The sequence below is a fragment of the Kitasatospora sp. NPDC002227 genome (assembly GCF_040296285.1).
Classification (GTDB): Bacteria; Actinomycetota; Actinomycetes; order Streptomycetales; family Streptomycetaceae; genus Kitasatospora.
The window spans coordinates 101,911-119,756 of the sequence record NZ_JBEOWY010000013.1 but is presented as its reverse complement, the minus strand read 5'-3'; the positions used below and the strand labels follow the sequence as shown (position 1 = coordinate 119,756).

General features: G+C 71.3%; 17 protein-coding genes. 13 read left to right on the top strand and 4 right to left on the bottom strand.

All coding sequences use genetic code 11. From position 1 onward, the window contains the following. Positions 1–64 precede the first annotated feature (64 nt). The gene (locus tag ABT095_RS14815; protein WP_350529777.1) at positions 65–1,705 is read right to left on the bottom strand and encodes a phosphoribosyltransferase; all 1,641 of its coding nucleotides are present in this window, start codon (positions 1,703–1,705) and stop codon (positions 65–67) included. A gap of 858 nt (positions 1,706–2,563) precedes the next feature. Here ABT095_RS14815 and ABT095_RS14810 point away from each other — a divergent pair. The 13 genes from ABT095_RS14810 to ABT095_RS14750 all read left to right on the top strand — a co-directional run bounded on the left by ABT095_RS14810 (position 2,564) and on the right by ABT095_RS14750 (position 14,812). Then, positions 2,564–3,334 (top strand): hypothetical protein, encoded by a 771-nt coding sequence (locus tag ABT095_RS14810; RefSeq protein WP_350529776.1) that lies wholly within the window; start codon positions 2,564–2,566, stop codon positions 3,332–3,334. Between the two features lie 11 nt (positions 3,335–3,345). Continuing rightward, a complete protein-coding gene (locus ABT095_RS14805) occupies positions 3,346–4,167 on the top strand; it encodes a hypothetical protein (RefSeq protein WP_350529775.1) in 822 nt (273 codons plus the stop codon). Continuing rightward, a complete protein-coding gene (locus tag ABT095_RS14800; RefSeq protein WP_350529774.1) occupies positions 4,164–5,480 on the top strand; it encodes a TadA family conjugal transfer-associated ATPase in 1,317 nt (438 codons plus the stop codon). Before ABT095_RS14805 ends, ABT095_RS14800 begins: the two co-directional genes overlap by 4 nt. Further along, complete coding sequence (locus ABT095_RS14795) at positions 5,477–6,349, top strand: type II secretion system F family protein (RefSeq protein ID WP_350529773.1); 873 nt, start codon at positions 5,477–5,479, stop codon at positions 6,347–6,349. Before ABT095_RS14800 ends, ABT095_RS14795 begins: the two co-directional genes overlap by 4 nt. Beyond that, positions 6,346–7,278 (top strand): type II secretion system F family protein, encoded by a 933-nt coding sequence (locus tag ABT095_RS14790; RefSeq protein WP_350529772.1) that lies wholly within the window; start codon positions 6,346–6,348, stop codon positions 7,276–7,278. The genes ABT095_RS14795 and ABT095_RS14790 overlap by 4 nt, the downstream gene beginning before the upstream one ends. 170 nt (positions 7,279–7,448) lie before the next feature. Beyond that, positions 7,449–7,703: a hypothetical protein gene (locus tag ABT095_RS14785; RefSeq protein WP_350529771.1), complete on the top strand. Its 255-nt coding sequence runs from the start codon at positions 7,449–7,451 to the stop codon at positions 7,701–7,703. A 35-nt stretch (positions 7,704–7,738) separates the two neighbouring features. Next, entirely contained in the window at positions 7,739–8,176 is a 438-nt protein-coding gene (locus tag ABT095_RS14780; protein WP_350529770.1) for a TadE family protein, read from the top strand. Continuing rightward, positions 8,166–8,588 carry a TadE family protein gene (locus ABT095_RS14775; protein ID WP_350529769.1) on the top strand — a complete coding sequence of 141 codons (423 nt, stop codon included), beginning with the start codon at positions 8,166–8,168 and terminating at the stop codon, positions 8,586–8,588. Before ABT095_RS14780 ends, ABT095_RS14775 begins: the two co-directional genes overlap by 11 nt. After that, positions 8,588–9,028 carry a TadE/TadG family type IV pilus assembly protein gene (locus ABT095_RS14770; RefSeq protein ID WP_350529768.1) on the top strand — a complete coding sequence of 147 codons (441 nt, stop codon included), beginning with the start codon at positions 8,588–8,590 and terminating at the stop codon, positions 9,026–9,028. The genes ABT095_RS14775 and ABT095_RS14770 overlap by 1 nt, the downstream gene beginning before the upstream one ends. 32 nt (positions 9,029–9,060) lie before the next feature. Next, entirely contained in the window at positions 9,061–9,747 is a 687-nt protein-coding gene (locus tag ABT095_RS14765) for a hypothetical protein (protein WP_350529767.1), read from the top strand. Then, positions 9,744–10,742 carry a hypothetical protein gene (locus tag ABT095_RS14760; protein WP_350529766.1) on the top strand — a complete coding sequence of 333 codons (999 nt, stop codon included), beginning with the start codon at positions 9,744–9,746 and terminating at the stop codon, positions 10,740–10,742. The genes ABT095_RS14765 and ABT095_RS14760 overlap by 4 nt, the downstream gene beginning before the upstream one ends. Before the next feature lie 39 nt (positions 10,743–10,781). After that, positions 10,782–14,081 carry a LysM peptidoglycan-binding domain-containing protein gene (locus ABT095_RS14755; RefSeq protein WP_350529765.1) on the top strand — a complete coding sequence of 1,100 codons (3,300 nt, stop codon included), beginning with the start codon at positions 10,782–10,784 and terminating at the stop codon, positions 14,079–14,081. After that, positions 14,078–14,812 carry a prepilin peptidase gene (locus ABT095_RS14750; RefSeq protein WP_350529764.1) on the top strand — a complete coding sequence of 245 codons (735 nt, stop codon included), beginning with the start codon at positions 14,078–14,080 and terminating at the stop codon, positions 14,810–14,812. The genes ABT095_RS14755 and ABT095_RS14750 overlap by 4 nt, the downstream gene beginning before the upstream one ends. A gap of 69 nt (positions 14,813–14,881) precedes the next feature. On the opposite strand, the gene ABT095_RS14745 is transcribed toward ABT095_RS14750, so the two are convergent. The 3 genes from ABT095_RS14745 to ABT095_RS14735 form a co-directional block, all read right to left on the bottom strand. Beyond that, entirely contained in the window at positions 14,882–16,465 is a 1,584-nt protein-coding gene (locus ABT095_RS14745; protein ID WP_350529763.1) for a hypothetical protein, read from the bottom strand. A 67-nt stretch (positions 16,466–16,532) separates the two neighbouring features. Beyond that, complete coding sequence (locus ABT095_RS14740) at positions 16,533–16,781, bottom strand: HEPN/Toprim-associated domain-containing protein (RefSeq protein ID WP_350529762.1); 249 nt, start codon at positions 16,779–16,781, stop codon at positions 16,533–16,535. A 395-nt stretch (positions 16,782–17,176) separates the two neighbouring features. Further along, positions 17,177–17,846: tetratricopeptide repeat protein (locus ABT095_RS14735; protein ID WP_350529761.1), on the bottom strand; the 670-nt coding region annotated here is incomplete at its 5' end.

Below are 17,846 nucleotides of genomic sequence, written 5' to 3'. Positions count from 1 at the left end.
CGAGGCGCTTTCGCCGGTGGCCGACTCGCCCCTCTCCGAGGAGCGGGCCGGCTCCGGTCTCACGTCATCGGCCCGCTGCCTTGCGTCGCGCTTCGATGCGGGCGACGGCCTCAAGGCGCTGGGTCTCGCCGAAGGTCGCGAGCACGGGCTCCCAGATGATCCCGGCGACGGCGCAGAGCTCGCCGATCAGCGTCTCGACCTCGCGGCTGTTGTACCACCGAACTGCAGGCTTGCCGTCAAGAGACACCCACCACAGGGGCATGGACTGCTCCACGTGGTAATCGGCCCTCCACGTGAGGAGGCCAAGCCCTGCCAGCTTGTCGAGGAAGTCCATGATGTGCTGCTGCCGGCCGTTCCTTCGCTTGAGCATCGGCGTCACGGTGCCGGTGGGAACCGGCCGTGGGACCTTGGACGCCGCGACGAGCCCGTCCAGGAGTTCGTTCTCTGCCGGGGTGAGCGCGGTGGTGGCCGCAGCCAGGTCGATCTCGGGCAAGCCGGTGTCCCCGGCCACGGCGCGGCGCATCGTCTCGGCTACGAGGTCGACCGGACCGGTGCCGAAGGGCACCTGGCGCTGGTCGACGGTGAAGTCGGCCGGGGTCAGGCTGGTGTTCGGGGTGAACGGGTCGATCTCGACACCGGGCCGGGGGGAGAAGAAGGTGTACGGCTTGCGGTACTTGCCGATGGTCACGCCGATGACCTGGGTGGCGCCCGCCTCCGTGAGCAGACTCCTCGCCCAGTCCAGACTCATGCCCTCGGTGGTGAAGTCGTCGAAGACGACGACGGTCTTCCCCCTCGCCAGCGTGTTCCGGTGCGCGGGGTTGAGGTGGACGGTGTTCGCCTGGGTCGCGATGGTGACCTCGCCGTGGCGGTTCTGGGCGCGGGCCCGGCTGGTGTCGGTGGCCTGGGTGGCCCGGACGAGCAGGTCGTCCTTGTAGGACGCGCCCGTCATGACCTTGGCGACCTTGATGAAGTCCGCGAGCTGGTGGTTCACCGCTCCCGGCGTACTGCTCGGGTACACGCAGAACCAGGCGCGGGCCGGCAGCAGCCCTTCCAGGTAGGCGGCGCAGAGCACGTGCAGCATCAGAATGTCGCGGGCGCTCCTGTTGCCGGCCGTCACGTCGATGTCGTACGTGAAGACGTGCTGCAGGGTGAAGGAGCTCGGGTTGGTGCCGTCGAAGCGCACCTCCGGCGGGAAGAGCGAGCGCACCTTGTAGTTCCGCGCTTCGTCGTCCATGGCGAAGAGCCACTGAGGTTCGTGGAGCAGGTGCCGGTCCAGAATCCAGTAGAGGTGGGCCGGGTCCTGTGCCGTCAGGGCGACCTGCCTGAGGGTTCCGGTGGCCCAGAGGGCGCGGATGAACACGACGCCGGCGTTGACGCCGGTCCGCCAGTCGAGATCGGTCGCACCGACCAGGGCGAGCTGGGTGACGGGGAGGCCGAGCCGCTCAGCGACCTCGGTGATCCACAGGTCGCTGCCCCGGTTCTTCTGGCCCGGGATGTCGCCCTTGGAAAGGTGCAGGGTCGGCTCGGGCAGTCCGGCCAGGGCACACTGCCGCGCATCGAACGGGTCGGTCGTCAGGAGGACCCAGCCAATGCCGCGCTTGTCGAGGAGGTGCAGCACCTGCGCCATGCCGGGATGGGGGGACATGGTTCCGGTCTGGAAGACCGCCTTGCGGTCGAAGACCACTGCCCGTACTGAATTCGCCATGGCACCCGCCCGCCCTGCCCCACCGTGGTGGGGCGCTTCGTCCCGCTTGGTACTCACATGATCTCGCACGGCGCGGACAGCCGGGGCGCAGTTCGGGATGCCGGGACGGGGCCGACCGACAAGCTGCTGCTCGCCCTGCTGTTCCAGGATCTGTTCCGGGCCGGCCGCTCCCGGGAGAACCTCCAGGGACAGCTTGCTGCAGAGCGCCTCGGCGACGGGCCGGCAGCGGTTGGAGCAGGCCGCCGCCGTGCTCGGCTCCGCGCCGCTCTGGACCCGGCATCGCCGGTGGCCGGCCCGCGCCGCAGGAGCGCGGGCCGGCCACCGGAATCCGGATCGTGGCCCGGCCCGGACTGACATTTCGCGTGCGGATCTTCCGGGGGCGGGCTGGCCTGCGGGCCTTTGTCCGGGAGGGCCGGGAAGGGGCCGGGACCCTTTGTCTTGACGCTGACAAGAAACAGCTTGATTGCAAAGGGATTGCAAATAGTGTCCGACTTATACACATTTGCACCTTATGCCATCGCCTATGCCAGTGACATGGACGACCTTGGCCAAAACTGGGTGTAATCCTGGCCAGAAGTTTCGTATGGTGACCCGGACGTACTCGTGTGACGCATGTTGCCATCACATGCTGATCGCATATACGAACAATTCGGACATAGAACTGATCGGGGATGTCTCCGGCCTCGGGTAACCGAAGCCGTTCTTGCCTGGTTAAGGCATGGAGGGGTCGGCCGCACCACTGCGGCCGATCGACGAATCCCAGGGGGCGGTCGCTGCACCACCGTCGATATCCCCGACGGGGGGCCGTGCTCCAGGGAATGTAATTGGACCGGCACATAAGCGGCTTGGGGTAGAAGCATGCCAAAAACGGGGACCAACAACGGCAGGCAGGAATCGGGCCAGGGCCCGACCGCACCCGCGCAGAGGACGGCCGCCGGAACCGCCGCACCGACCTCCCCGGCCAGCCGGATCCCCGCGCCGGTGCGCGAGCGCCGCCCGGGCGTCGCCGCGTTCGCCGTGCTCGTCATCGCCGGCTGCGCCCTCGGCTCCGCCTACCTCTACCAGCAGGCCGGGGAGAAGGTCAGCGCGGTCGAGGTCAGCACCCGGGTCGCCCCCGGCCAGCACATCCCCCAGGACGCGATCTCCGAGGTCCGCATCTCCAAGGACTCCGGCCTCAAGTACGTCCCGTGGGAGCAGCGCACCTTGCTCACCTCGAAGTACTTCACGGCCTCCGACGTGCCCGCCGGCACCCTGCTGGTCGGCTCGATGCTCACCGACGCCACCGGCGTCGCCGGGGACCAGGCCATCGTCGGACTGTCCCTCAAGCCCGGCCAGTACCCGCAGGACCTGAAGGAGGGCGACCGGGTCCGGGTGATGTGGGTCGGCCGCGACGCCAAGGCCCCCGCCGCGGGCAGCACCCCGGCCTCCGGGGCACCCGCCGGCACGGCCGGCGCCGTCGAGCTGGCCCCCTCCGCCACCGTGCGCCAGATCTTCCGCCCCGCCAACGGCTCGGTAGCCTCCACGTACTCCCTGTCCATCGTCGTCCCGGCCGCCAAGGCGGGCGACATCACCCAGGCGTCCTCCTCCGGCGACGTCGCCCTGGTGCTGCTCCCCGCCAGCGGCCAGTAGAGGAGAAGACCATGGCCTTGATCGTCGTCTGCTCCGCGAAGGGCTCCCCCGGAGCCTCCACCACCGCGCTCGCCCTGGCCGCCGAGTGGCCCCGGCAGTCGCTGCTCGCCGAACTCGACCCGCTGGGCGGGGACCTGGTGTACCGCCAGGGCGCCGAGGACGGGTCGGTGCTCGACCCGAACCGGGGCATGAACTCCCTCGCCCTGGCCGGCCGCGGCGGAATCACCCCCGAGCTGGTGCACGAGCACAGCCAGCGGCTCCCCGGTGGGCTGGACGTCCTGGTCGGACTCACCCGGCCCGAGCAGACCAACGGCTGGAGCGGCCGGTGGACCGCACTCGGACGCGCCCTGGCAGCCCCCGGCACCACGGACGTGATCGCAGACATCGGCCGGGCCCACCCCGGATCCCCCGTCAACGAGCTGCTCCCGTACGCCTCGCTGGTCCTGGTCGTCTCGCGGACGACCGCCGAGGACCTGGCCCACCTGCGTTCCCGGGTGGCCTCCCTGCACAACGTGCTCTCTCCGGCCGGGCGCAGCGGCGCTCCGGTGGGCGTTCTGCTGATCGCCCCGGCCCGCCAGCAGGCGGCTGCGGCCCGGGACGCCGCCCAGGTGCTGGCCGCCGGTCAGGTTCCCGCGCAGGTCGCGGGCGTCATCGCCTTCGATCCGAAGGCCGCCGAGCAGCTCGCCGGGCGGCGCCGTGGCCGTATCCACCGCACCCAGCTGGTGGCTTCCGTCCGGCAGACCATCGGCAGTCTCGGCACGCAGTTCGGCCTCGGCCGGGTGCCGGAGCAGGCCGTGACGGAGAACGAGAGTGCTGAGGGGGTTCTGCAGTGACGACCATCGACTACACCCTGGTGAAGTCCCTGCGGGTCCAGGCCGGCGACGCGATGAGCGAGCGGAGCCGGCGGGCCGAGGAGGACGGCGAGCCGCTCAGCACGGCGGATCTGCGCGTCGCCGCGCGGGAGGTCATCGCCAACCTCGTGCAGGAGCACAACCAGCGCCTGTACCTCGCGGGCGAGCCCTTGCCCAGCAACGAGGAGGACGAGGCCGTCGTCAACGCGGTGCACGCCGCGATGTACGGCGTCGGACGGCTGCAGCCGTGGTTGGAGAACCCGGACGTCGAGAACATCGACATCAACGGCTGCGACCGGGTCTTCGTCGGCTGGGCCAACGGCAAGCGCGAGCAGGTCGACCCGATCGCCGACTCGGACGCCGAGCTGGTCGAGGACGTGCGCACCCTGGCCGCGTTCTCCGGCCTCTCCAGCCGCCCGCTGGACGACCTGAACTGCGAGCTCGATCTGAAGCTGCCCGACGGCAGCCGCCTGTCGGCCATCATCTCCGTCTCGAACCGGCCGGCCATCTCGATCCGGCGGGCCCGGCTCAGCCGGGTGACCCTCGCCGACCTGGAGGCGAACGGCACGCTGACCCCGCAGCTGGCGCGGTTCCTGGGCGCGGCGGTCCGTGCCCGGAAGAACATCATGATCGCGGGCGCCACCAACGCCGGCAAGACCACCCTGTTGCGCGCCATGGCCAACGAGATCCCGTTCGACGAGCGGCTGGTGACGGTCGAGCGGGCGCTGGAGCTGGGCCTGCACGACTTCGAGGACCTGCACCCCGACGTAGTGGCCTTGGAGGAGCGGCTCCCCAACTCCGAGGGCGTGGGGAGGGTGAGCATGGCCGACCTGGTGCGGCGCAGCCTGCGCATGAACCCCAGCCGGGTCATCGTCGGCGAGGTGCTCGGCGACGAGATCGTCAGCATGCTGAACGCGATGTCGCAGGGCAACGACGGCTCGCTGAGCACCATCCACGCGAACAGCAGCCTGGACGTCTTCGAGAAGATCAGCACGTACGCCGTACAGGCCGCCGAGCGGCTCAGCGCCGAGGCGTCCCAGCGGCTCATCGCGGGCGCAATCGAGTTCGTCGTCTTCATCAAGCGGGTCCGCGACCCGTTGACCAACGACATGCAGCGCCGGGTGATCTCGGTGCGCGAGGTCAACGGCAACGACGGCGGAGTGCTGAGCAGCGAGATCTTCGAGTTCCGCAGCGGCCAGGTCCAAGAGGGCGCGGTCATCTCCGACCGGCGCCTGGAGGAGCTGATGGAGCACGGCTACGACCCCAACGGCGCGTTCGCGGGGTGGACGGCGTGAGCGACGTCCTCAGCCCCTTCATGATGCTGGCGCTGCTGGCTGGCCTCGGCGTCGGCGGCGGCATCGCCCTGCTGGTCGCCGCGATCGTCGGCTGGCCGCGCAAGGCGGGGAGCGGGCAGAGCACTGGGCAGCAGCTGGCCGGCTTCCTGCGGCGGCGCGGCGCTGCGGCCGTCCTGGTCGGCCTGGTGGTGCTCGTGCTGCTGCGGTGGCCGGTGGCCGCGATCGCCGCGGGTCTGCTGGTGATGTTCTGGTCGCAGCTGTTCGGCGGCCTGAAGGGCGAGAAGGCCGCGCTGGCTAAGGTCGAGGCGCTGGCGACGTGGACGGAGTCGCTGCGCGACACGGTCGCCGGGTCGGCCGGTCTGGAGCAGGCGATCGCTGTGTCCGCCCGCAACGCGGCGGACGTCCTGAAGCCGCACCTCGACCGGCTCGACTTCCGGGTGCGTACCCGGATGCCGCTGCCCGACGCCCTGGACCTGCTCGCCGACGACATCAACGACGGCGGCGCGGACGAGGTGATCGCGGCGCTGAAGCAGAGTGCCAGCCTGCGCGGCGCGGGTCTGAAGCAGGTGCTCACCGATCTGGCCCACAAGGCGCGCTCCGACGTGGGCATGCGCCGGCGCATCATGACCAGCCGCTCTCCCACCCGGCGCAGCGTCCAGATCGTCACCGCGGTCATCGTGGCGATCGTGACGGGCCTGCGCGTCTTCAACCCGTCCTACACGCAGCCGTACGCCTCCGTGCAGGGGCAGTTGGTTCTGGCGGTCGTGTTCTTCTTCTTCGCCGGCAGCCTGGCCTGGCTGCGCCGGCTCGCAAAGGTCCCGGAGCCGGCACGGTTCCTCGTCCGGGTCCGGGCAGGTGGGGTGAGATGACGCTGGCTCTGATCGTGGGCGCCGGGATCGGCGCCGGACTGTTCCTCCTGGCCCGGGCGCTGTTCCCGAGCCGGCCCGGGCCTGCCGCCACGGTGGCCCGGGTGGACGCGCGTTCGCGCATGTCGCTGGCCGCGGCCGGGGTGATCCCGGCGAGCGAGGTCGGTGGCCAGGACCGCGGTGAGCGCGCCCGGGAGCTGCGGGGGCGTCTGGGTGTGCGGGTGGCGGCGTTCTACGCCAAGCAGGGCTGGGAGATGCGGTCGGTGCGCGCCGACCTGTCGATCTTGGAGCGACCACTCGACAACTATTTGGCGCAGAAGGTGCTGCTCGGCCTGGTCGGGCTGTTCTTCGGGCCGATGGTGTTCGCGGGGCTCTGGTTCGCGGGCTTCACCAGCAGCCCGCTGATGCCGCTGTGGCTGGCGCTGGTGTTCGCCGCCCTGTTCTTCGTCCTGCCCGACCTCGAGGTCAAGCGGGACGCGAAGGAGAGGCGGGCGGAGTTCCTGCACACCCTGGCGCAGTTCCTGGGCCTGGTGGGCAACAGCCTGGCGGGCGGGCGGGGCCTGCCCGAGGCTCTGCGAGCGGCGACCGAGCTGACCGACACCTGGCAGATGGTGCGGCTGCGCCGCTGCCTGGCCGACGCCCGCCGCAAGGGCATCTCGCAGGCCGCCGCTCTGGAGCAGTTGGGCGAGGAGATCGGCGTCACCGATCTGCGGGAGATCGGGTCGGCGATCTCGCTGTCCGCCGACGACGGGGCCCGCATCCGGGAGTCGCTGATGGCTCGGGCCTCGACGCTGCGCGAGCGGGAGCTCGCCGAGACCGAGGGCCAGGCCGGCGCGCAGTCCCAGATGATGCTCGTCGCCCAGATCGGTCTGCTGTGCGGCCTGCTCATCTTCCTGATCTACCCCGCCATCACCGCGGTCACCAACATGTGACCGCTCCGCCGGCGGAGCCGGGCGAGGCCGCCTCGCTCCGCCGGCCACCACCAGACTTCCGGTTCGCCACCGGGGCCGCCGGCCCCACCGACGTCCCGGCCCACCTGTCCCAGCCCCACCGCCCGCACTCCGGGGCGGGGGAGATCCGTAGAACGAGGGGAATCCGCACCATGAACCACATCATCAAGTCCCACCCGGCCGTCGAGTTCCTGGCCGTCTTCTTCCAGGGTCGCCTGGAGAGGGCCCGCGCCGAGGGCGAGGACGGCGGCTTCAGCGCGGTCGAGTGGGTGATCGGCATCGCCGTCATCATCGCCATCCTGGTGGCCACCGCGCTCGTCATCAGCGGTGCCATCAGCACCAAGGCCGGTGACGTGGGCAAGTGCATCACCGGCGCGAACAGCACCAACAACGGCGGCTGCAGCTAACCGGCACGACCACGAGGAGGAAGAGGGGGACGGACATGATGCAGCAGCTCCGGCGGCGCCTGACGGCGCGTCGGGACGGCGGCCGGGACGGTGGCATGAGCTCGATCGAGTTCGTGATCACCACCCCGATCCTGTTCGCCCTCCTCTTCTTGCTCGTGCAGTTCGCCCTGTACTTCTTCGGCGACCAGGTCGTCCAGGCTGCCGCGCAGGCCGGCGCCCGCAAGGCGCGGGCCACCGCCGACGCCGATCCGGGCGGGTGGCGGGGGCAGGCCCGGGACACCGCCGTCAACCGGATCAACAGCCTCGGCCCGGCCCTGGCCGGCGGCGCGGTCATCAGCACCGACCAGACCGGGCCGGACACGGTGCGCGTCACCGTGCAGGCCCAGGTCAAGACGGTGATCCCGTGGCTCCACCTGACCACCACGGCCGTCAGCGAAGGCCCGATCGAGAGGTTCGTCCCCGATGGCGGCTGACACCTGGCGCTCACGCCTGCGGGGCGACGAGGGGGCCTCCACGGTCGAGCTCGTCATCATCGCCCCGATCCTGCTGTTCATGTCCCTGCTGCTGGTCGGCTTCGGACTGATCGTCCGCGCCCACGGGAGCCTGGACGGCGCCGCCCGCGACGCCGCCCGCGCCGGCGCCCTGCAGCGCGACTACAACTCCGCGGTGCGGGAGGCCGAGCGGGCCGCCCGCGCGGACGCGACCAGCGTCTGCGTCGGCGGGAACGTGAACGTCCAGCCGTCGGGCGACTGGCGGGCCGGCGGCCTGTTCACCGTCGTCGTGTCGTGCGACGTGCGCGGGCTGGCGTCCATGGGCCTGAACGTCACCACCCACGTCAGCTCCACCTCCACCTCTCCGCTCGACACCTACCGGCGGACCAGCTGATGACGACCTTTCTCCTCGCACGTCTGCGAGCCCGCCCTGCTGACGAGGGATCGGCCGCCCTCTACCTGATCTTCGGGGCGATCTTGTTCCTGCTCCTGGCCGGCTTCGTGGTGGACGGCGGCCAGGCGATCCACCAGCGCGACCGTGCTGCGGACATCGCGGAACAGTCCGCCCGGTACGCCGCCAACCACGTCAGCCGGGACGCGCTGCGCGCCGACGGCACCGTCAGCGTCGACCCGAACCCGGCCTGCACCGGCTACGTGCAGGAGTTCGCCGCCCGCTCCGGCCCCGGCGTCGAAGCCCACTGTGTCTCGGCCGGCGGCAACACCGTCCAGGTCGAGGTGACCCTCGTCTACCGCCCGGTCCTGCTGCGCCTGACGGGACGCGACTCGCTGACCGTCCACGGGTTCGCCACCGCCCAGGCCGTACAGGAACAATGATCCCGACTCAAGGGGATGGGAGAGAGACCTTCATGACCAGCACCAGCAACCGCAGCAACTTCGCCTTCGGCACCCTCGTCCGTTCCGGGGCGGCCGTCGCGCTGCTCGCGGCGGCGGCCGTCGGCTGCGGCAGCAGCCCGAAGAGCCCGGCCTCCGACATCAGCGGCGCCCAGAGCGGGGCGCCGTCGACCTCGGCATCGCCGTCGCCGAGCGCGAGCGCGGCGCAGCCCGCCGGCGCCCCGGTGGTCACCTTGCCCGCGGACCTGACGGTCGACGTCGCCTTCCCGGCCTCCGGCGACCAGGCGAAGGACGCCGTCGCGCAGGGGATGACGTACGCGCTGCGCGCCTACAACGCGGCGTTCGCGGCCGGCGACGGCCAGGCCCCGGCGTTCCAGTACGCCTGGGACGGCATGGCGCGCCCGTACATGGCCAACATCATCCAGCAGCTCGCCAGCCGCGGGCAGACCATCACCGGCGCCACCCGGTACTACGCGCCGACGATCACCGTCCAGGACGCCACCCACGCCGCGTTCACCTACTGCGAAGACCAGAGCAAGGGCTACCCGAAGGACAGGGCCACGGGCAAGGTGTTGCCCTCGACGCCGAGCATCAAGGACTACACGGAGTGGAACACCGGGCTGGAGCTGTCCGCGAAGGGCGTGTGGCGGGTGACGCAGGCGGTCGGCGAGAAGGGATCGCAGCGGTGCCAGAACGCATGAGCCGCGGTGCCCGGGGGGTACGCGCGTCCGCCGCCGTGGTGCTTGCGGGCGCGCTCGTCGCCGTGGCCACTCCCGCGCGGGCGGACTTCGGCGGCGACCCGGGCGGCGGCACTCCCAACCTGTGGAGCATCGAATCGCACGTCACCCTCACGGTGACGGACCCGGGTTCGGGGGCCAAGAACCTGCTGTCCGTCGGCGGGAGCTGGGTGCCGCCGGCATGCTGGTACGAGCCGACCTACACCCCCGAGCAGTTCGACGCCGCCTTCCAGGCGGTGCTGGCCGGCATGGCGGGGACCTCCGGCGGCGCGGACGCCCTCAAGCAGTACGAGGCGTTGAAGGCCGACGGGGACTTCCACAAGGGTGTGCCCGGCGCGTGGTGGGGCATGGTCAAGACCAAGAAGTCCTGGGACCTCCCGGTGACCGACAGCTGCACCCAGAGCCCCGGCATCCAGTGGGTGCCCGCCGGCAGTGCTCCGGCGGGCAGGCTCGCGGTCACGCCGCAGATGCTCTCCAAGATCGCATACGCGGCCACCAAGCTGCCCGCGCCGCAGGTCAAGCTCAGCCCGGCCGCCGATCGACAGACCGTCAATCTGCCGACCTACGTGTCCTTCAGCCAGCCGCTGCAGCCGGTCTCGGTGACCGCCTCGCTCGACTACCTGGGCTTCTCCATCGCGGCGTCCACGCTGGCGGTGCCGGTGGCGCTGCGGGTCGACGCCGGCACCGACGACGCCTCGCCGCGCAGTTGCACCTACAACTTCGTGGCCTCCGGCGGCGGCTACCAGGTCGACTCCTCCACCAGCGACTGCAACATCACCTACGACCGGTCCTCGCGCGGCGGCAGCTACCCGCTGACCGGCCAGGTGACGTGGAAGGTCACCTGGACGCCGTCGAAGGACCCGCACGCAGCGCCGGCGAACCCCCTGCCGAACGGCTTGACCGACGGCACCCCGCAGAATGTCACGGTCAGAGAGATCCAGACCGTCGTCACCGGCTGAGGTGCGGCGCGAGGAGAAAGATCATTTAAGGAGCGGCCGATGGTGACGACGAAGAAGAGGCCGGCGGGCCCGGGGCGCTCACGGACCTTCGGGGACGTGGTGCTCGCGGTGCTGGCCGGCGTCGCCCTGGTCGCCCTCCTCGGCGCGATCCCGTACGGCCTGGTCCGCTTCATCGGCAACCCGCTGCCGGACCACGTGCCGTCGCTGGACACGCTCACCCAGAGCATCGGCACCTCCTCGCTGCTGAGCATCCTGGCGGTGGTGGTGTGGCTGGCCTGGGCGCAGTTCGCGCTGTGCGTCGCCGTCGAGCTGAAGGCGGCGCTGTCCGGGATGAGTCTGGCGGTGCCGATCCCGGCCGCCGGTCCCTCGCAGGCCCTGGCCCGCTCGCTGGTGGCCACCATGCTGCTGGTCAGCGCCGGTGCGCTGACCGTCGGTCAGGCGTCGGCCGCATCCGCCGCCGTCCCCGAGCGGGCTCCGGTGGCCAGCGTGTCCGTCCTCGCCGCGGCGCAGCCCGCCACGGCGCAGCCAGCCGTCGTGGCTCTGGCCACCGATGCCGTCCCGGCGGCGTCGAGCTCGGCGGGGGCGAAGGTGTACGTGGTGAAGGCGTCGACGCCCACGCACACCGACACCCTGTGGGGGATCTCGGAGCGCTACCTGGGCTCGGGCCAGCGGTGGGCCGAGATCGTCGAGCTCAACAAGGGCCACGTGCAGGACGACGGACGGAAGATCACCGCCGACGGCCTGATCCGGCCCGGGTGGCGCCTGGTGATGCCGGCGGACGCCTCCGGGCCCGACCTGGTCACCACCGGCACCGGCACTGCGGCGGCCGGCGGCGAGCACACCGTGACGGTCCACCGCGGAGACACCCTGTCGGGCATCGCCGAGCGGGAGCTGGGCGACGGGGACAAGTACCCCGAACTGCTGGAGGCCAGCCGCGACCTGGTCCAGCCGGACGGCGGCCACCTCACCGATCCGAACGAGCTGTTCCCCGGCCAGCGCATCGTCATCCCCGGCCCTGCCGCGGCGGCCCCGGCCCCCGCGCCCGCCCCGGTTCAGCAGCCGCCCGCCTCCCCCGCACCGGTCGCTCCGGCCGCTCCCGCGCCGAAGGTCGAACCGTCCGCCCCGGCCACGGCGCAGCTCCCGGCCCCGGCCGCCAGCCCGAGCGCCACGCCGAGCACCCCCGCCCCGGCCACCGAGAGCCCGGCCACCCAGGCTCCGGCCCCGGCCGAAACCACCCCGGCCCCCACCACGGCCGACACCGCGCAGGCCGAGCACACCGAGCAGGCCGTCTCCGTCCAGCAGATCCTGGGGATCGGCGCGGGCCTGGGCGCCGCGCTGCTCGGTGCCATCGCCGCCCGCCGCCTCTGGCAGCACCGCAGGCGCCGGCCCGGCCAGACGATCGCCGTGCCGGAGGAGACCGCCCCGCTGGAGATGCTGCTCGGCCACACCGCCGAGCCGGCCTCCGTCGCGCTCCTGGACCTGGCGCTGCGCACGCTGGCCGAGCGCGCCCCGGACGAGCTCCCCGCCCTGCGGGCCGCCCGGGTGACCGAGGACTCCCTCCACCTCCTGGTGGACGACAGCGACCTGGAGCCCGTCAGCCCGTTCACCGCCGGCTCCGGCGGCTGGTGGGTGCTGGACGAGCGGGCCGACCTCCTGGACGAGCAGCACGCCGCCCGCGTCCCGGCCCCCTACCCGGGCCTGCTGAGCCTGGGACGCGACGAGGACGGCGTCCAGCTGCTCGCCAACATGCCCTTCCACCAGGTCGTCCTGCTGGACGGCGCTGCGGAGCAGGTCCGCGAGGTCGCCCGCGCGATGGCGCTGGACGCCGCGACGTGCCCGTGGGCGGACCATGTGGACGTCCTGACCGCGGGGTTCGGGCAGGACCTGGGCCCGCACCTGCCCAAGGGCCGCGTGCGGTTCCTGCCGTCCGCGAAGGACGGCATCGTCGACCTGGCGGGCGTGCTGGCCGAGGCGATCCAGGCCGAGCAGGCCGACGAGCCCGGCCCGCTGCCGTGGCTGATGGTCAGCACCAGCGACCCGGGCGAGCAGACCTGGGAGCTGGCCGACCTCCTCAGCAAGGCCCGCGGCCAGCAGGTCGCGGTGATCCTGCCGGCCAGCTGCGCCGAGTACTTCCCCGAGGCGGAGGTGCTGGACGCCGCCGAGCTGGCCGCCCAGTCGTGCGAGCTGGTCGACGGAGAGGTCGTCCTGCAGCGCGTCACCGAGGAGGCCCACCGGCAGCTGGTGGCCACCTTCGAGAAGGCCGCCGAGCCCGCACGCCCGGCGGTGGGTCCGTGGGAGTTCGTGCCGGACCCGGACGCGGTTCCGCCCCGCTTCGGCCCCGCGTCCGTCCCCTCCCCCGTCACCTTCACCACCGCGCCGGTGGCCGGCTATGCCGCCTTGAGCGGCAACACCGCGACTGACGACGCCGAGGACGAGGACGGAGTGGGCGAGGAGCCCGTCGACGAGTTCGACGATCTGGAGGAGCCGGACGACGAGTACGAGGACGGCTACGAGCCTGCCGACGACGCCGTCGCGGAGACCGCCGAAACGCCGGTGGCCCTGACCAAGCCCGCCCGGCAGGCCCCCCGGCCGCCGGTCATGGCCGGTCCCGGCATCCCGCAGATCCAGGTCCTCGGACCGGTCCGCATCGACAACACCGGCCGGCCCGACAGCAGCCACGCCGCCCAGATCGCTGCTCTGGGCGCCTACCTCTACTTCAAGCCGGGCCGCGACTACGGCTCGATCGCCAACGCCATGGACCCCGAGTCGCCGTGGGAGCCGCAGACCGTCCTGTCGCGCATCTCCCAGCTGCGCGGCACCCTGGGCACCGCCCCCTCCGGAGCGGCGTACCTGCCCCGCAAGTCCGGTGACACCTACCGGATGTCGGACGAGGTCTCCTGCGACTGGACCGTCTTCGAGTACCTCGCCGAACGCGGCCTGCCGCAGGGCGTCGCGGGCCTCGCCGACCTCGAGCAGGCGTTGGACCTGGTCCGCGGCCGGCCGTTCGGCGGGGACGGCGAGCACGGCTGGGCCGTGCCGCTCGCGCAGGAGATGATCGCCAAGATCCACGACACCGCGCACACCGTGGCGTGCCTGCGACTGCGGGACGAGTGCCTCGACCTGGACGCGGCACGGCGCGCCATCGCGGCGGGCATCGAGGTCCAGGACCACGAGCAACTGTTCCGGGACTGGATGCGGGTGGAGCACGCCGCGGGCAACCGCCAGGGCCTGTTCACCGTGATCGACGCCGCGAAGGTCGCCGCCCAGCACCAGGACGCCCCGCTGGACCAGGAGACCCAGCGTCTGATCAAGACCCTGCTCGAGGGGCAGCGCGTATGACCGCCCCGGCGGCGGTGCTCGCCCTCGCCATCGGCGCACTGCTGGGCGCCGTGGTCGTGCGCCCGCTGGTCTTCGTCTACACCCGGCCGCTCGGCACTGGTCCAAGCTCCCGCTGCCCTGCCTGCGAGGCCAGCCCACTGGTCGCGAACGGTGCGGTGCTGCTGCGGTTCGCCGCCGGGCGCTGCGCCGCCTGTTCGGGGCGCATCGGACCAGTGGCGGGCCTGCCGGAGGTGCTGACCGGGGTGTTGTTCGCGGTGGTCGCCCTGGCCGGCGCGCACGGCTGGCTGGCCCTCGCGCAGTGGTGGGTGGTGCTGCTCGGCGTGCCCCTCGCGCTGATCGACCTGGTGGTCTACCGGCTGCCCGACCACCTCACCCTGGCCCTGAATGCCGGTGTCGCGGTGGCGCTGGCCGGCGCTGCCGCGACCGGGCAGGACCAGGCGGTGACCGTCCGGGCGCTGCTAGCGGCCGTCGTGCTGAGCGTGCTGTTCTTCGGCCTGGCGCTGCTGGGCGGCGTTGCCCTGGGCGACTTCAAGATGGCGCCCGCGCTGGGCGCCCTGCTCGGCTGGCACAGCTGGTCGGCGCTTGCCTTCGGCGTGCTGGCTGGCTTCGTGCTCGGCGCCGTCCACGGGGCCGGCCTTCTGGTGGCGGGCAAGGCCACCAGGCGCTCGCGGATCGCGATCGGCCCGGCCCTCATCGCCGGGGCGGTCGTCACCTCGCTGTTCCTCGGCTGACCAGTCCGGGGCGGCGAAGCCCCCGGCTTCGTTCCTGAACGGAGCGGTTGCCGGGGGTTTGGCCGTGGATCAAGACGGGTCGGTCTCCTCGGCTTCGTCCTTGGGCGCGTGTGGCTGGTAAGCGGACCAGTCGATGCGCTGGACGAGCCAGGCCGGCAGTGCCCAGAACCCGTGGTGCCAGCTCAACTCATCGGGGCCGTTGACGCCCACGTTGAAGGCGTCGGGACCCTGGAATCCGTCGCGGCTGCCGCCGTACCACGAGTCCACGTTGTACCGGCATTCGGCCGTGAGCTCGCCGATGACATCGAGGTCGTCGTCGTCCCCGGTCATGAGGGTGACGGTCAGCTCCCAGTCCTCCGTGTCGCGCCGGATGCTGATCTCCGCCTGCGCCTGAGCGCCTGGGAACTCCACCGCCAGCGTGTCGTCGAGGTAGTCGTCCAGCGCGAACCCGGGCACGACGTTGAGGGCCTCGGCCACTGCGGCCTCGGCCTCCTCGGTGGTGTCGTACGTATAGTCGACGAGCATCGCCTGGCCGTCGGCCTCGGGCTCCATGGAGGTGATGACGCCGTCGGTGAAGTCGAAGCTGAGGTTCACCCGCACCAGGACATTGCCGTAAGGATGCACCGACGACTCTGAGTCTCCTTCGTCGAGAAGCGTCTGCACGGCGCGCTCACCTTCCGCCAGGAAGTATGCGGTGGCATGGGCGATGTGGTGATCGGCGGGACCAACGTGGAGTGGCCCGTGACTTCGGCTGGACGGCCTGTCCTCCGGGTCCTGCTCGTCGGCCTCGACGGTGACGTTCTCTACGCCAGCGACCGCGAGGATGTTGGTGACGGCGGCGCCGTAGGTGTTGGGCCTGGGGCTGTCGCCGTCCCAGTCGCGAACGATCGAGGCTTCCAGCCCGTCGATTCGGCCGAGGTCGAGCTGTCCACCGTCGGCGGTCGCCCTTTCAAGCTGGGTGAGGAGGTATCGGAGGATGGCGATCCGTGCTGAGCCGTCGTCAACGACAAGGTGGAACAGGGTCGGAAGCAGTTCGTGGAGTGCTCGGGTGGTCGGTTCGGGCTTGTTCCAGGCCCTGAAAGCGGTCTTCACATCCTTGTCGCTGGAGATGATCAGGATCTCGTCGGGATCGGCCAGTGCGAGTACGTCGCGGATCCAGGCGCTGTCGCTCGCGCCGGTCTTGTGCCCCCGGGTCTTGGCCGTCTCTCCCTTGAGCTTGGCCGGCTCGCGCAGAAGCACCTGATCCTTCAGACCTTCGATCGCGCTGAGGCCGGTCATCTCGATGACCCTCACGTGGGGGATGCCGGCCAGGTTCTCCAGTGCGGCTGCGATCACCTGCTCGCGGTCATCGAAGGGCATCGGGATGTCGATGCCCGCATCCTGCAACCGTCGGCGCTCGTCGGACGCCGCGTTCTTGAGGACGCGCCAGTCAAGAGCGAGGTGCTCAGCCCACTCCCACGCGACGGGCTGCGGCAGCCAGGTCTCGAGCCCTATGCCCGCCAGGCGGGCGGCGAGCCGACGAAGATGATCAAGGTTCGGACGAGCAGCCCCGTAGGCGTTCGCGTCGAACACCACCGCCTTGAGCTTCTCCCTCAGAAGTGGCTGCAGGCGTAGCTGCACCTGGTCGATCGACTGTCCCCTGGTTCTCCCCATGATGGGATTCTTCCAGACCCAGGCGGAGTGGCGACGGCCTTCGAGAAGGCGGCCAGAGGCCCGAGGGTCAACCGCCCGTCGCCGTGCAAGTTCTAGGCCCTTCGACCGTGACGCCCTGCGCGTCGAGCCGTTCGGCCATCCCGCGGATCGTCGCCGCGTAGCCGTAGACGACGGCCTCCTCGTCCGGGGCCGGGTCCAGGTCCGGCCGGCAGTAGCGGTCGCCTTCGGAGAACAGCGCCGCGACGTCCCGGTAGTAGGAGTCCCGGCACCAGAGCGCGACGGCCGTGCACAGCCGGAGGTGGGAGTGGTGTCCCATGACGGCATCATCCTCCCGCCGGGAGCAGGCTCGCTCAGGGATTTGAGAGCGGTGGACGCTGCGCAGGGGCAGGCAGTCGTGTTGGACGGCTCGTGTCCGGCCCATGGGCCTAATCCGGGATGCCGAAATCCCGCAGAAGGCTCTCTGCCGGCCTCTCGGCGCCTCCAAGGTCGCGCCATACCGGGCTGATCGCGCCAGGCGGTTCTATGGCCGTTTCTGTGGCTCGATTTTTGCCCCATTTCGCCATCATTCTCATACTTTCAGCTTTATGACCGCTTTGGCAGTCGGCACTCCCGCGCCTTCTCCAGCGACCTTGCCGCAGCGGAGCCTCTGGTGCGCGAGCGCCAACTCCGCCTAACGGACGGCGCGCACCGGCGCGGCGGGGCTATCTGGGGCTACCTCCTGGTTAACCCTCGCGTCTTCCCTGAATCTTCTTCGGCCGCGGAGCCATCAACTTCCAATCCGTACCGCCGGATCCGCTCGGCGCCCTCACGGTCCCCCGCGTTCTCCCGGAAGATCACCAGGTGGTTCAGGGCGTCGGGGTGGCCGGCGTCGACGGCCTGCCGGTACAACTGCTCGGCGCCCTCACGGTCCCCCGCCTCCTCCCGGAACTCTGCCAGGCTGGCCAGAGCGTGGGAGTGGCCGGCATCGGCGGCTTGCCACACCAGCTGCTCGGCGCCCTCACGGTCCCCCGCCTCCTCCCGGAACTCTGCCAGGTGGATCAGGGCGCGGGTGTGGCCGGCGTCGGCGGCCTGCCGGTACAACTGCTCGGCACCCTCACGGTCCCCCGCCTCCACCCGGAGCAGCGCCAGGTGGATCAAGACGCCAGTGTGGCCAGCATCGGCGCCTTGCCGGTACAACTGCTCGGCACCCTCACGATCCCCCGCCTCCACCCGGAGCAGCGCCAGGTGGACCAGGGCGTGGGTGAAACCGGCGTCGGCGGCCTGCCGGAACAGCTGCTCGGCGCTCTCACGGTCCCCCGACCTCTCCCGGAGCATTGCCAGGTGAGCCGAGGCGTCGGGGTCACCAGCGTCGGCGGCCTGCCGCGCCAGCAGCTCGGCGCCC